Genomic DNA, 14804 nt, shown 5'->3' on the forward strand with positions numbered 1-14804 from the left:
TATGAAAAAGAAATTATTATATATGTTAGTGGCACCCGCCTTATTGTTTTTTAGTGGGTGTGAGGATAATCTAGATACGATTCCTGAAGGAGATGTTATCACGACCGATCAGAAATTGGAGATCTATGGTCTTGATCCGTCAAAGGCTTCGGCCGGTGTGACAGGTATTTATGCTCAGTTTAGTCAGTATGCTCCTAATGAAGATGCACTTAATCGTGTAAATCATCATGACATTGGATTTCCGTCTTTAATGATGTTCTCTGATGCCAATGGTAATGACATGGTGCAAGAAGATAATGGATATAACTGGACAACCAGTAGCTTAGAGTATTCTGACCGTGTTTATACTTCAAGAGAGTCACAGATTATATGGAATAATCAATACAAAATTATTGCAAATTGTAATAATGTGATTGCAGCGATTGATCCAGCAACAGAGGATCCAACGTCTAAATATTTTTTAAGTCAAGGTTTGGCTACGCGTGCATTCAGTTATTGGATTTTAGCACAATTGTACCAGTTTAATTACGAAGGTAACCAAAGCAAGCCTTGTGTACCTATTGTAACAGATAAAAATGCTACTAGTGTAGCTTTTGAAGGTGCTGGTCGTTCAACAGTCGAAGAGGTTTATGAATTAATTATGACTGACATTAACTCTGCGGTTGATTTATTAACCGATGCTGAGGCTGAGGGTGTTGTGCGTGATGATAAACGTTACGTTAGTTTAGCTGTAGCCTATGGTTTACGTGCTCGTGTGAATTTAACAATGCATAAATATGCTGAAGCTGCTGCTGACGCAACAAGTGCTATTGATAAATCAGATGCATCGCCTGCAAGTATAGATGATGTTAGTAAACCTGCATTTTGGACGGTTGAAGAATCCAACTGGATGTGGGGTATAATGATTGCGGAAACGGATCGTGTTGTGACTAGTCAGATTGTGAATTGGATATCTCACATGGGATCATTTAACTATGGATATGCAAACTTTAATGGTGGACGCCAGATTAGTAAAAAGCTTTATGCTTTAATAGGTAATTCTGACGTACGTAAAGGTTGGTGGTTAGATGAAAATAAATTATCTGACAATTTAACTAAAGAGTTTGCTGAGACGATGGAGGATTATGGTTATGCTGCTTACACCCAAGTGAAGTTTGCTCCTTATTCTAATGTCCTAAAAACAAAGACAAACTCCAATGACCTTCCTTTGATGCGTATCGAAGAGATGTATTTAATTAAGGCTGAGGCGGAAGCCATGAGTGGAGGCGATGGTAAAACAACGCTTGAGACTTTTATTAAAACATACCGTGATCCTGATTATGTTTGTTCTGCTACTGGTTCGGAAGCTGTGCAGGAAGAAGTGTTTAATCAGCGACGCATTGAATTATGGGGTGAAGGTTTAAACTGGTTTGATATCATGCGTCTTAATAAGGGAGTTGACCGTAGAGGAGCTGGTTATCCGAATGCTACTATGGTATTTAATATTCCTGCTGGCGATGATGTTTTGCTATGGCGTTTACCTGAGGCTGAAATTCAAGCAAACCCAGCTTTGAGCGAAAGTGATAATAATCCTTCAGCACCAGATCCGCTGCCGGTTCCTGATGAAGAGTAATTATGTTTTACATTTTAATTTGATTATATGAAATTTAATAAATTATATATAGCTATTCTCTTCGCGATGACTACATTATTTGTAGGATGTAGTGAGTGGGAAGATACGGTTACACCAAGTCCACAAGCCCCAGAAGGCTGTCAAGGGGTGTTTTTTCCAAGCTCAAATCAAGCAGTGTTTGAGTTAGAACCTGCGGATGCTTTAGAGCTTACTCTAACTGTTTCGCGTACTTTATCTGCAGGTAGTGTTGATGTACCTATTATCGTTGAAACTAATAAGGATGACGTATTTGTTGTACCTTCAAGTGTAACGTTTGCTGATGGTGAGACAGAAGTTGATTTTAAGGTAACTTTTCCTCAGGCGGGAGAAGGTATAGCTTATGATCTTAAACTTGCTGTTGAAGGTGATAATTACATTAATCCTTATGGATCTGCTAAACCTTATGTTACTACAATGGTCTCACGTATTAAGTGGGAAGATGTTGCGGAGCCAATGGTATATGTAGATGGCGCTATTGCTGCTTTGTTTGGTGTAGGATCTCTTCCGATGTATGTGGAAGCACAAAAAGCACAATTAGGTGCATCGGTTCGTTATCGCTTTAAAAATGCATATGATGTTGCAACTGGACAAGATGCTGATGGCATCTATGACGGATATCCTTATAATGATCCTGGTGATTTTGATGAGACAAAGGATTATTATACAACTATTGAAATTTCAGATCCTTCAGGTACATCTGGAGATGTAGTAATGAGCGGACATGAAATTGGTGTTGACTGGGGATATGGAATAAAGTCGATAGGATCTGTTGATGGTGAAGTTGGTCAGATAAAAGATGGTATAATTACTTTTGGTTCTGGTGCACTCTATTTAAGTTTACCTGATTATAATGCTGGAACCAAGTATCCTTCGTCTACTCCTACGACGATATATACAACTAAAGAGGCATTTATTGCAGCTAACCTGAAGATTGAGGACTTCAACGATGTGGAGTACACGACTATTGTGGGTGAAGTAAGTGAATTTGCTTCAATGGCATTAAATGATAGTTGGGAGCAAACAATTGCTAAGGCAGTTGATGCAGATCCAGAAAATGACGAAAGTGATTATAAAGATCTGTATTATCTTGCTGATTTATATGCTGAAGGTAAAGGTTTGGCATTTTATTATAAAAATGATGCTATCCTGATTCCTGAGATGCAACCATTGGGAATTAATGTTTTTGGTGAGCCTGTTTATATATCACAAAGTAGAGACATTAAATCATCGGTTATTGTTGGGGATAATGGTGTAACGGAATATACTTTAGGAGTTGTTTTCCATTACGAGGATGGAACCATCGTTGGTGAGTTTGCTGAGAAGCAATATTACGCTAAAGTTGAGCCTTCTTATGACATCAGTGCTTTTATTGGAGATTTTGTAATGACTGGACCGAGCGCTCTTACCGGAAGAGATGATGCTAATGTACCTGTTGTAATTGCTGAAGGTACGGAAGACAATAGTCTTGTAATTACTGGGCTGCAATATGCTGAAGAGGTTTTGGCTACTTTCGATCCTGCTACTAGTACTATGTCAATTGCACCGCAAGTGCTTGCTGATTTTGGAGATTACGATGTTGATTTGCAAACTATTAATAATGATGGTGATGTTAGTACAACTGCCGTTTTAGCATTTAAGTCTAGTATACAGGGTAAATTATCTACTGCTCCTACGAGTGAAGCTTTCGGGTATTTATTAAATTCAAATTTAGCTGGTGGTTTTATAAGTGGTTATTATAACTTATTGTTCACGCCAGTTGCTAGTTCTTCTGCAAGTGTTAAATCAACAAGTTCTGAACATTTACAAGTTTCATCTCCGATCTCATCCATAGAGAGAACAGTGAAACCTAAGCATAATTTTAAGATTCAAGGAAAACTATCTCCTAAAACGATAAGATAAAATGTTTCAGGAAACGTAACTTTCTAATTTAAATAGAATTTAATTGAGAGAGGGTGTTATTTGCTAACACCCTCTTTCTTTTATGTGGAGCTTTAGTATTTGTACCTTTATTCAGTTGTTGCCTATAGAAAATTGCCCCTGCTCTGGCAATGATATTCCCTGATCTTGCTAAAGGGAAAAACCTAATAGTTGGTGGTTTTTTCTAGATAAAATAAACTTCGGTCTGTTTTTGATTTATACAGGTTCTAATCATCCAAACTATTAGTAATAAGTAATTTTTGATCGAATAATAGATGTATAAAGCGAGTCATTGTTAATGCTGTTTTTGATCTTAATTTTAAATTAAAAGGGCACTGTGTGACGCGTAACCTTAACGAAATTTTAAGTATTAACTGTAGCGAATGTATTAGTCAAGTTATTGTTAATGAATACTATTTTTTTACCTTTACACCGCTCTAGTTATAAAAAAAACACATATAATATGAAGGCACTAAACCTATTGTTTATTTTAGTTATTCTTGTAAGTTGTCAGACAGTAAAAAAAACTACTGACGAAAATAAGCTAGATGAGGTAATAAAGGCGCATTTTAATGGGGATGTTACAACAGTTGTTAATACTTCCGAAACATTTTTTATTATCAAACAGACCAATAAAACGTCGGAAGAATTACCTGTTAATGCGCTAAATTATAGTATATATGATGTCCAAAAAGGGACTATTGTTTATACCGAACGAAAATATAATGCCAGTGTTAAATGGTATAATGATTTGTACGTTGTAATAGAATCTCGCCCAGGCGTTAAATCATTAGATGAGGATATTGATAATGCAATGAAACATTATTATATCAATGTGAAGACTTTAGAGAAATTAACACAAAAACCCAATTAATAATTAAACCTACATGAGAAAGATTTACTCAGCTTTAATTTTCCTATTAATTATCGGATTAGGGATGTTTTTTATGCGTTCAGAGGATAAAGCACTCACCAAGAATACGCTTAAGACTTCCGAATTATTAATCCAGGAACAGATCGATGCTAAAATTGAGCGTCGCAAAAATGGATATGCAAAACAAGACAAACCAGATAAGTTCCTGGAGCATATTTATAAACTTAAAACAGGGGGAGACCCAAATGTTGAATACAAGTTTAATAATGCCCTAAGTGAATTAAAAAGAGCAAAGTTGAAGTCGGCGCAACTAAAAGCTTCAAAAGTTCTTGATTGGAAGCAACGTGGGCCAGGTAACGTTGGTGGTCGTACACGTGGACTGGTTATTGACCCCGATGATGCCAGTGCCAACACTTGGTTTACAGGGCCAGTTGGTGGAGGTGTTTGGAAAACAACAGATGGAGGTCAGAGTTGGTTGTGTTTAACTATGGATTGGCCAAATCTATCTGTGGCTTCATTGGTTATGGCTGAATCAAACCATGATGTATTATATGCGGGAACAGGAGAAGGATTTGGTAACGTTGATGCGATTAAAGGAAATGGTATTTTTAAGTCAATAGATCGTGGAGATTCATGGGTACATTTGACTTCTACTATTGACAATTCAGATTTCTCTTATGTGAGTCGTTTAGTTATTGATCCTGTTGATGAAAATATTGTTGTAGCAGCTACAAATACTGGTATTCAAAGAAGTACCGATGGTGGACTAAATTGGCAATACGTTTATAGTGCTGAAGAAAAGGTTCAGGACTTAAGAGCTAAGCCTGGGGATTTTAATACTTTGTTTGCTACAGATAACAATATTGGTATACTTACTTCTATTGATGCGGGAAAATCATGGAAACTTTCTAAAGAAATTAAAAGAGGTAGGATTGAATTGGCAACTTCCACTATTAATCCAGATTATGTTTACGGTTTAACAAGTTCATCTGAACTATTTGTTTCCGTTGATGGTGGAGATAATTGGGAAGAGACAACAGTAGCTGAGAAAGTTGAATTTTTAAGTGGTCAAGGTTGGTATAATAATACTTTGGCTGTTAGTCCCGATGACGAAACTAAAATTTATGTTGGGGGGCTTGAGCTTCATAGTGTAACACTTGGTGACGAAGAAAATACGACCGGAACTAGTGTGTTTGATGTCCAATTAGAAAATACTTCCTTCTTATCATGGAGTGATATCGGTGGAGAGTATGTAGCTGGTGGTATCAAAATGGAATCTGATAATAATACATTATACACAGATGTAGAAATTACTTTTGGATCAGGTATCTCGCAAAAGGCACATCGATTCATAACAACTTCAACAGCTTCTATTCCTGCATTAGCTGATATGGTATATCAGGACTATGTTGATGTTCCTTTTAAAGTTATTGATAAAGCAAGTGGCGAGCAGTTAATGGTTTCGTTCCGCGATGATGTTGAAGATAATGTTTTTGAACCAGGAGTAGATACAAAAGAACAAATTTATATTCATGCAGTTGCTTATGATGCTTCAAATGCATCATCTGATATTGCGATGAGTGAAGGAGCTGGTTATAATCGATTCCTAGTGTTGAATCCAGTTGTTTCTGATACTTACACTTGGGATGGGGCTAACTTGCCAACAGCGAGCATTACGCTAGATACGTATGCTTTAAAAAGGAGAGCTATCACATCAAACAAATTAAGCGTTTGGTACCCAAGATCATCAAGTCGTTATTCGCATGCTGATCATCACAATATTGGTATCACTAAAAGTGTTGGCAATCCTTTCCGAATTGTTAATTGTAATGATGGAGGTGTTTTTATTTCTGATGATGGTGGAGTGACTTGGGAAGAAAGAACTACAGGATATGTTACGTCACAGCTCTATGGAGTTTCAAAACACCCTGGCAAAAATATCTACATTGGAGGTATGCAAGATAATGGTACGTGGATATCGCCTGAGGATCCTGATGAAGCAAGTGTTTGGGATAATGCATGGGGTGGTGATGGATTTGAAACCGCTTGGAATGCAAGTGATCCGGACAAATTGGCCATGTCTATTTATAATAATGAAATTAAAATTACATATAACGGTGGTCAGTCATGGATAACTGCTGATATTGGTGATGTAGGTAATGATGCTCCTTTTGTTACAAGAATAGCAAACGAAATATCGAATCCTGAATTGATGTTTGTTGGTGGAGCATCTGGTGTTTGGCGTTCGCCAGATTTTGGAGAGAATTGGAGTTTGGTTACAATGCCTAGTGGTACATGGAATTATGGTAGTGATTTGCCTCATGTAGCTATTAGTCCGGTTAATAGTAGATATGTGTGGGCTGGTAATGCCATTTCAGGAAGTAATGCATTGGCTTATTCAACTGATGAAGGGCTTAGCTTTTCCGTTATGGGAAAACCAACAGGTGTAGGTGCGTATATTGCTGATTTGATAGCTCACCCTACCAACGAGAATGGTATTTATGTGTTATTTTCGCAAAATGGTCATCCAAAAATTATTTATACCGAAGATAAAGGTGAGAATTGGACCGATTTATCACAGTTTAGTGGTGGTACAAGTACTAACGGATTTCCGAATGTAGCGGTTTATTCATTGGTTGTTATGCCGCATGATACTGATATTCTTTGGGCTGGAACTGAGATTGGAATATTTGAATCGACTGATGGAGGTCAAAGTTGGCATTTTGCTGATAATGGATTTCCTGCTGTATGTATTTGGGATATGAAAATTGTTGGACAACAAGTGGTTGTTGCAACGCATGGTTTGGGTGTCTGGACACTTGATGTTCCGGAAATACCAGCGCTACTTAAAAAGCCATATATTAAAGCAGGTAAGAATCCAGAAGGAAAGATTGCTGTTAATTTTGAACTTGAAACAGAATATGATCTTGTTGAATTATACTTCAATGGTGAGCTTGCTAAAACTTATGAAAATACTACTGTAGGCAGTTTTAGTGATGCAGTTGAATTTTCGTCTACAAGTCAAACAATAAGCATTGAGGCAAAAGGTAAGTTTGAAACGCAAAGCGCCATCTCTAATGTTATTACGATGGATAATTATGTGGTATATGCGCCTGTTCAAAAGTATGTAAATCCGTTTACAACAAAGCAAGATGATTTTACAGGCACAGGATATACTATCTCAAATGAGTTATTTGATGATTGGGCGATTCATACGTCGCATCCTTATGATGTGGATCAAAATCTGGTATATCAATTGAATTACCCTATTGAAGTGATGGCAGATGCAGGTGCAGCTGTTTTATCATATCGCGATATAACACTCGTTGAAATGGGCTTAGCTAATTCAAGTTTTGGAGATAAAGAATTCTGGGACTATGTAGTGGTTGAAGGTACAACTGATGGTATTACCTGGAAGCCATTAGCCGATGGATATGATTCAGGTGCTTTTGACGAGTGGAAAGAGTTTGCTGGATCGAATATAAATGCTAAACCAAATTCTACCGATTTATTTAAACAGCATTCAATTAACCTACATGATTCTTTTAATGCAGGTGATTTAATCTTAATTCGTTTCAGAATATACTCCGATGAGGCTACAACGGGATATGGATGGGTTATTGATGATTTAGTTATTCAGGAATCGTCAACTGAGACTCAAAACCTCATACTAAGAGGTGGAAAAAATCCTCAAGGAGTTGTTGCCATAGAAATGCAATTGAAACAAGCTTATGATGTAGTTGAATTGTATGTTGATGGTGTATTATTTGAAACATATAATACTGTTGCTGCTGGGACGGTTATTGAAGAACTAGAAGAAGCTCCTACGAAAGATAAATTTGATGTATCTGCAAAAGGATACGTAAATGGTCAAATGCTTGTGTCAGATTACATTGAAGTTGATAATTTCGAGGTGGGTGAGGCTGTTGAAATGTACCTAAATTCATTTGAAGAAAATCAATCTGACTTTATAGGTAGCTTTGAAATTAACAACTTATTATTTACTAATTATGCCATTCATTCAACACATCAATATGTTGAAAATACTGATGATACGTATACTTTAAGTACTCCGATAATTATTTCAGATGATGTTGATGTTGCCAAGTTGATATACAAGGACATTGCTTTTGTGGACGCGGGTGAATCTGGATCGACCTATGGAGACGCTGGTTTCTTGGATTATGTTATAGTTGAAGGATCTAAGGACGGTGTTAATTGGTTACCTCTTGCAGATGGTTATGATGTAGATTACTCTACTAAGTGGACAGATTTTACTGATGGAGATATCTCTAAGGTGCCAAATTCGTCAGATTTATTTGTTAGCCATTCAATAAGTTTACACGATACATTTGCTGCTGGAGATGTTATTCTTGTGCGATTCAGATTGTACTCAGATGATGCATCAGTAGGATACGGTTGGGTAATTGATAATCTGCGTATTCAGGATGATGGAACTGGTATTTTTACTACAAAGAAACCAGAAGGCACGATTGATGTTTCACCAAATCCGGCTAAGGATTATCTTAACCTTAAATTAGATACTACTAAAGATGGAGAGGTAACAGTTTCGATCTATGACATGTCTGGAGCTAAGGAGTTGGAATTGAATCTCTTTAAGGATGTGCAGAAGTGGAGTCAAAGAATCGATGTGCAGAGGTTGAAGCAAGGAATGAAATTGATTACTATTGAAGTGGATGGAGATGTCTTCTCTCAGAAATTTGTGAAGGAGTAATAAGATATTTATATTTTACTTGAAAGGCCTGCTATTAGCGGGCCTTTTTCGTTTTTGCTTGTCTAAGTCCGTGAGTGATTCATACCCAGTTTGGATTATTCACTCTTATTTATATTGAACTATTTTACTGTTAGCAAGGTGTTAATTAGTATAGGGTTAGTGCTAAAATTATTTAGATATTAATAGTTAATAAAAGATAAAATCATCTTTTATTATTGCATAGTGTTGGATTTTGATTTATATTTGTTGAACAATTTCAGAAAAAGAATTAACGATCTGAAAATGTTAGAAGTATAATTTTAGAGTGCAACAGCAAAAAAAATAGACACTATGACCGCTATAACGTTTGATCAAAAATTGTTGAGTTTACAAGATAAACTATTGTATTTCGCCCTAAGTCTGACGGCTAATGATAGTGATGCAAGAGATTTACTTCAAGAAACGACATTGAAAGCATTAACTTATCGTGATCAGTTTGTGAATAATACCAACTTCAAAGCTTGGGTATTCACAATCATGAAGAATACCTTTATAAATAACTATCGACGCGATCAGAAAACCCGAAATACCTTTGACAGTACCGAAGATGCAATTCGCGTAGCTTACAAGCATAATTATGCATCAGAAACGCCTGAGAATGCTTATGCTGTCATGGAAATGTCATCAAAGGTTGAAAAATTAGATGATGATTTTAGGGTACCTTTTAAAATGCATACTCAAGGTTTTAAATACAAGGAAATAGCCGATAAGTTGGATCTGCCTATTGGAACTGTAAAGAGTCGCATTTTCTTTACGCGAAAGAAACTTCAGGAGATGTTAAAAGACAAATAGATATAAGGTAAAGAATTGTTTTAGAAACCGATGTTAATTTTTATTATCATCGGTTTTTTTGTTTAACTTACTTCATACATAAAATAATCAATTGATGTTTAAAAGAGCGTTTATTACGGGAGGAGCCAAACGTATTGGAAAAGGTATAGTTGAGTTTCTGGCATCAGAGGGGTGGAGTGTAGTGATACATGTTAATAAGAGTGTAGATGCAGCCAAAGAGTTGGTGGCTGAATTGAACCTAAGGTTTCCAAATCAAGAATTCAATATGGTTAGTTGTGATTTGGTGAATTGGAAAGAGTCTGCTGATTTTTTTGAAGATATTATAAATAGTTTTGGACCTGTTGATTTGTTAATTAACAATGCCAGCAGATATGATTCTGGGGCTATTTCAGAGGCGACTACTATTCACCTGGAAGAAATGCAGGCGATACATTATTTCTCACCATATATGATGGGAAAGGTATTTAAAAATAGAATGAAACAAGGTCAAATTATAAATATCCTGGATGCCTCCATATGCTCCAATGCAACATCGTATAGTGCCTACCTGCTGGCTAAGAAAAATATGGGAGATTTTACAAAAATGGCAGCACTTCAGTGGGCACCTAACTTTCGCGTAAATGCTATTGCACCCGGACCAGTGCTTCCTGCCAACAGTCCGGATAGTTCAACGTTTGAATCGGCGGTTCAAGCTACTCCTCTACAGAGGGAAGTTAGTTTGGAGGACCTTTGTACGGCTTTAACATATTTAATTAATGCAAATAGCGTTACTGGGCAGATACTCTTTGTTGATTCTGGCCAACATTTGCTTTAAGACTGGTTTGTATTTACTTGAGAATTTCATAAATCTAAGCTTATGGGAACTTTAAAAATCAAGAATCTATTACTTCGCACCTGTGTTGGCTTTAATCCTCACGAAATTGGAAAGCGTCAGGATTTAATCATTAATATTACTATCAAATACGATTCGGATAAAGAAGAAAAAAGTGATAAGCCCGAAGACGCCTTGGATTACCGAACAATCACAAAGGAGATTATTGAGAAGGTTGAGAAAAGTAAATTTAATCTTATTGAAGCATTGGCACGCCTTGTTTTGGACACAATAATGACCTATGAGCGTGTGTCATATTCAGAAGTGGAAATTGATAAAATGCATGCTTTACGATTCTCTGAGAGTGTTTCTATTACTTTAAGTGCCCAACGTTAGTGATAAATTATGAATAGTGTAGTAATTGGTATTGGTTCAAATATAAATGCAGCTAAGAATATCGACTTAGCGCTAAGTGATCTGACTAAGTTAGGACAGATAATGAAGCGGAGTCAGTTTATTCAAACAGAGCCTATCGGTATTACTAATCAAGCTGTATTCACCAATGGAGCTGTATTGATTCGTACAGAATTAAACCAGGGTGATTTAAACAAACAATTAAAAAGCATCGAGGATCGCCTTGGAAGGGATCGAACTCGTCCTAAATATGGGCCACGAGAGATTGATCTGGATATAATTGTTTTTAATAATGTAATTGTTGATGATGATTACCATCAAAGACGCTTTTTGAAGAAGGTGGTGGATGAAGTATGGCTCTAATCAAGTTTGTAAAATAAGCAGAGCCGGCTCGCCAGAACCAGCTCTACACCTTTATCACCATTATTAACCTAACCATTGCTAGGCAATGTCTTTATATCTTGAAACCCCGGCTTATATTTAAAGTAAACCAAAGTAGATTATCCTTGTGTAAGGTTTCCTCTATTGTGTATTGATAATTAATAGAGGTTGACAAAGATACCTTCTTGATTTTAAAATTAGCTGACAATTGTTGTAAGAAGAAGCCCCATCCTGGTATAATGTTAGGGTTGATTGCTCCACGATTATTGCTAATCACTGACTTAGCGCCTAAGTTTAAACTTTTGAAAGATTTGTTAAACTTTATTAAAAACTCATGAATACCAGCATCTCTTAGAATATCTCTTCCTGAACCAAAGGTTTGATAATAATAAAAGTCATATCCCGCCGTCATAGTTAATGATTCGTTAGCATTTAAAGTTATCGGTTTATGTATACCCGCATTGTACTTCATGCCATTGTAGAAGTCAGGTTCTACAGCTGGGTTTTGCGTGTTGGGATTAGCCCAATAGTCCAGATAGCCATGTAAATTCATTTTCCAATTGCCCTTGTTTGTAAAGATGTCGGAGCTTTGGTTCACAATTATATTCCACTCATCGTTAAACGAAGTCTGGCGATCGTAAGGTAGGCTAAACCATGCAAGAATATCCGTGCCTGTACTTAAACTATATGTAGCACTCGGTTGAAAACAAGGGAGGTTGCTACTTAATGTACGACCATGTGCAATGTAGTTTGATGCCGTACCCATATCAATGGTAAAGCTTTGTTGTGCTTTTAGCTGAGCTGCTGTTATTGCTAACACTGCAAGCAAAACGATTCTTCGTGTCATAGTTTTATCGAAATTTTAGGCTGCAAATGTAAGTGCGAACCATAAGGCAAACAATGACTTAATACGGCCTAAAAACATGATAAAAATCTGCCATCAAAACATTGATGAGAACACTGATTTTGATAAAATACATTGTAAGTATTCAATTCTTTTTTATAAGCACTGCAAGTATATTAAGGCATGCTTCCATTTCGTAAAATCTTTATTACTTTTAAACCACAATGCCATTCAACGTCTAAGCCAGATCAAATGATTAATTGTTTAAAAAGATGCTTTCTGATAACGAGTTTTGTCTTTTGTTTGTCGATCATATCAATTAGTGCACAAACCGAGGAATCTAAAGTCTTGTTAGAGCAATTAAAAAATGCTTCAGCCAAAGAGCAGGTTGATATTTATAATCAACTATCGAGAGCTCACCTTTACACCGACCCACAACGTGCTATAAATTATGCTCAGAAAGCTTTGCATATGGCGATGCAACAAAACGATAAGCGAGCCGAGGCAGAGGCCTATAATAACTTAGGGATGGGTTATTATTTTGTCAATGATTATGAACAACTTCTGCAATCGTATCGTAAGTCGCTTAGTACCTACCGAAATATCGGTGATATCAGAAGTATGTCAATGTTGTCATCTACTTATTTTCGATTGAAGCAGTCAGATAAAGCATTGAAGAGTTACAAGCGCTCCCTTAATCTCTATATTAAAGAAAAGGATTGGGATAATATTTCGGAAACGTATAAAAAAATGGCAGATGTGTATAAAAACATATCTGATTTTCCGATGGCTTTGAATTATTATAAAAAGGCATTGGCCATAGTTGAGCAAGATGAGTCAGACGATGCCCGAAATGAAATGGTTTTGTTACTTGGTAACATTGGTGAAATATGTTTTTTTCAAGAAGAGTACGATACTGCTTTGGTTTATTTTCATCGCATGAAAACTATATTGGAAGAAGTAGGTGATCATCGGAATAAAGCTATACTTCTTAGTAATATGGCCAATTCGTATTTCTTCAAGGGAGATTTGGATGAATCTTTTAAAAATTACCGGGAAGCTCTTGAAATTCAGATAAAACAAAATGACCATTGGGAGGCCGCTATGAGTTTGCTTAATATTGGTCTTATTTATTCAAAGCGAAAAGAATTCAACTTAGCAATAAATAGCCATAAAAAAAGTATTGCATTAGCTCAGAGTATAACCGAAGCCAATGATCTTTTGCGTGATAATTATTTGGCATTATCTGAAATATATGATGCTTTAGGTGATTTTAAACGTGCTTATGATTATCGAATCTTGTATTCTACTTTATCTGAGTCTATGATGATGGAAGAGAATATTACACAATTCGTAGATGTGTTGGCTTTACAAGAATTAGAAGAAAAGAAACGAGAGAATGAAATATTGCAGGCAAAGAATAAGAATTACTTACTGGAGCTCGAAAAAGAGAATCTTGGACGCTGGCGCTTATCTTTTGGTTTTACTATTCTAATTATTTCCATATTAGTATTCGTTATTTACTACCGCTATTATTTAAAGCGAGAGGAAATAAAAAACCTGGAAGAACGTATAGCAGATGCGCTTAAAAAACAAGAAGAACAGCAGCAGATAATTATGCATCAATCAAGTTTGACCTCACTTGGTGAGTTAGCTGCCGGTATAGCACATGAAATCAATCAACCGGTTCAAAATATATCCTTATCAGCAGAGAGTATTAAGTATGAGCTAGCCGAGAGTGATTTTAATAAAGACTTTCTAAACCAATCGGTAGCTGAGATTTTTGAAGATATTGTTAGAGTAAGACAAATTGTAGACCACATCCGAATTTTCAGTAGTGGACAAAAGGATGAAGTTGAAGAAGATTTTTGTGTGACCGATTGTGTTAAGAGTGCGGTGTCAATGATAGGCAACCAGTATGCTAATCACCATATTAAACTTGAATTAAAGTTGGCTGAAACTTTGCCAATGGTGCTTGGTAATCCGCATAAACTGGAACAAGTAATCCATAATTTACTTTCAAATGCAAAGGATGCTGTTGAAGAGCGACATCAGAATGATTCGGATTGGCAAATGGAAGTGGGCATTCAAACTCGATTTGAGGGCGAATCAGTTTATCTCGAAATAATTGATAATGGAATTGGGATTGCAGCAAAGCGGCAAACCGATATATTTTTACCATTTGTTACTAGTAAACAACTGGGTAAGGGCACGGGCTTAGGTTTATCCATTTCTTATAGTCTGGTGAAGGAGATGGATGGGCGCATTGAAATAGAAAGTAAGCCAAATGAGGGGACAAAAATGAGTGTTGTTTTGCCTGTATCAAAGCATGAACGATAAAAAGAC

Annotated in this window: 10 protein-coding genes; 9 read left to right on the forward strand and 1 reads right to left on the reverse strand. The window is 36.4% G+C overall.

Going from position 1 to position 14804, the window contains the following annotated elements:
- Window position 1: 1 nt before the first annotated feature.
- The 8 genes from ACRD7B_RS16560 to folK all read left to right on the forward strand — a co-directional run bounded on the left by ACRD7B_RS16560 (window position 2) and on the right by folK (window position 11596).
- Window positions 2–1612, forward strand: a complete 1611-nt coding sequence (locus ACRD7B_RS16560) for a RagB/SusD family nutrient uptake outer membrane protein (RefSeq protein WP_430825714.1) — start codon at window positions 2–4, stop codon at window positions 1610–1612.
- Between the two features lie 66 nt (window positions 1613–1678).
- Window positions 1679–3550, forward strand: a complete 1872-nt coding sequence (locus ACRD7B_RS16565; RefSeq protein ID WP_430825715.1) for a hypothetical protein — start codon at window positions 1679–1681, stop codon at window positions 3548–3550.
- 481 nt (window positions 3551–4031) lie between these two features.
- Window positions 4032–4442 carry a hypothetical protein gene (locus tag ACRD7B_RS16570; protein ID WP_430825716.1) on the forward strand — a complete coding sequence of 137 codons (411 nt, stop codon included), beginning with the start codon at window positions 4032–4034 and terminating at the stop codon, window positions 4440–4442.
- A 13-nt stretch (window positions 4443–4455) separates the two neighbouring features.
- Entirely contained in the window at window positions 4456–9177 is a 4722-nt protein-coding gene (locus ACRD7B_RS16575) for a T9SS type A sorting domain-containing protein (protein WP_430825717.1), read from the forward strand.
- Window positions 9178–9507: 330 nt separating this feature from the next.
- On the forward strand, window positions 9508–10008 hold the full coding sequence (locus tag ACRD7B_RS16580) for an RNA polymerase sigma factor (protein WP_430825718.1): 501 nt from the start codon (window positions 9508–9510) through the stop codon (window positions 10006–10008).
- A 94-nt stretch (window positions 10009–10102) separates the two neighbouring features.
- Window positions 10103–10822, forward strand: a complete 720-nt coding sequence (locus ACRD7B_RS16585) for an SDR family oxidoreductase (protein ID WP_430825719.1) — start codon at window positions 10103–10105, stop codon at window positions 10820–10822.
- A gap of 42 nt (window positions 10823–10864) precedes the next feature.
- A complete protein-coding gene (locus tag ACRD7B_RS16590; RefSeq protein ID WP_430825720.1) occupies window positions 10865–11215 on the forward strand; it encodes a FolB domain-containing protein in 351 nt (116 codons plus the stop codon).
- Window positions 11216–11224: 9 nt separating this feature from the next.
- Window positions 11225–11596: a 2-amino-4-hydroxy-6-hydroxymethyldihydropteridine diphosphokinase gene (folK, locus tag ACRD7B_RS16595; protein ID WP_430825721.1), complete on the forward strand. Its 372-nt coding sequence runs from the start codon at window positions 11225–11227 to the stop codon at window positions 11594–11596.
- A 91-nt stretch (window positions 11597–11687) separates the two neighbouring features.
- Here folK and ACRD7B_RS16600 read toward each other — a convergent pair whose 3' ends face one another.
- Window positions 11688–12461: a hypothetical protein gene (locus tag ACRD7B_RS16600; protein ID WP_430825722.1), complete on the reverse strand. Its 774-nt coding sequence runs from the start codon at window positions 12459–12461 to the stop codon at window positions 11688–11690.
- A gap of 249 nt (window positions 12462–12710) precedes the next feature.
- Here ACRD7B_RS16600 and ACRD7B_RS16605 point away from each other — a divergent pair, with 249 nt between their 5' ends.
- Window positions 12711–14798, forward strand: coding sequence for a tetratricopeptide repeat protein (locus ACRD7B_RS16605; RefSeq protein ID WP_430825723.1), 2088 nt, complete (start codon window positions 12711–12713; stop codon window positions 14796–14798).
- The last annotated feature ends 6 nt before the right edge of the window (window positions 14799–14804 follow it).

The sequence above is a fragment of the Carboxylicivirga fragile genome, from assembly GCF_050589805.1.
In the GTDB taxonomy this organism is placed as follows: Bacteria; Bacteroidota; Bacteroidia; order Bacteroidales; family Marinilabiliaceae; genus Carboxylicivirga; species Carboxylicivirga fragile.

What these genes read in the sequence shown, in the direction of transcription:
- ACRD7B_RS16560 (WP_430825714.1), top strand. Translation starts at nt 2, where the DNA reads ATGAAAAAGAAATTATTATATATGTTAGTGGCACCCGCCTTATTGTTT.
- folK (WP_430825721.1), top strand. Translation starts at nt 11,225, where the DNA reads ATGAATAGTGTAGTAATTGGTATTGGTTCAAATATAAATGCAGCTAAG.
- ACRD7B_RS16600 (WP_430825722.1), bottom strand. Translation starts at nt 12,461, where the DNA reads ATGACACGAAGAATCGTTTTGCTTGCAGTGTTAGCAATAACAGCAGCT.
- ACRD7B_RS16590 (WP_430825720.1), top strand. Translation starts at nt 10,865, where the DNA reads ATGGGAACTTTAAAAATCAAGAATCTATTACTTCGCACCTGTGTTGGC.
- ACRD7B_RS16570 (WP_430825716.1), top strand. Translation starts at nt 4,032, where the DNA reads ATGAAGGCACTAAACCTATTGTTTATTTTAGTTATTCTTGTAAGTTGT.
- ACRD7B_RS16605 (WP_430825723.1), top strand. Translation starts at nt 12,711, where the DNA reads ATGATTAATTGTTTAAAAAGATGCTTTCTGATAACGAGTTTTGTCTTT.
- ACRD7B_RS16565 (WP_430825715.1), top strand. Translation starts at nt 1,679, where the DNA reads ATGACTACATTATTTGTAGGATGTAGTGAGTGGGAAGATACGGTTACA.
- ACRD7B_RS16585 (WP_430825719.1), top strand. Translation starts at nt 10,103, where the DNA reads ATGTTTAAAAGAGCGTTTATTACGGGAGGAGCCAAACGTATTGGAAAA.
- ACRD7B_RS16580 (WP_430825718.1), top strand. Translation starts at nt 9,508, where the DNA reads ATGACCGCTATAACGTTTGATCAAAAATTGTTGAGTTTACAAGATAAA.
- ACRD7B_RS16575 (WP_430825717.1), top strand. Translation starts at nt 4,456, where the DNA reads ATGAGAAAGATTTACTCAGCTTTAATTTTCCTATTAATTATCGGATTA.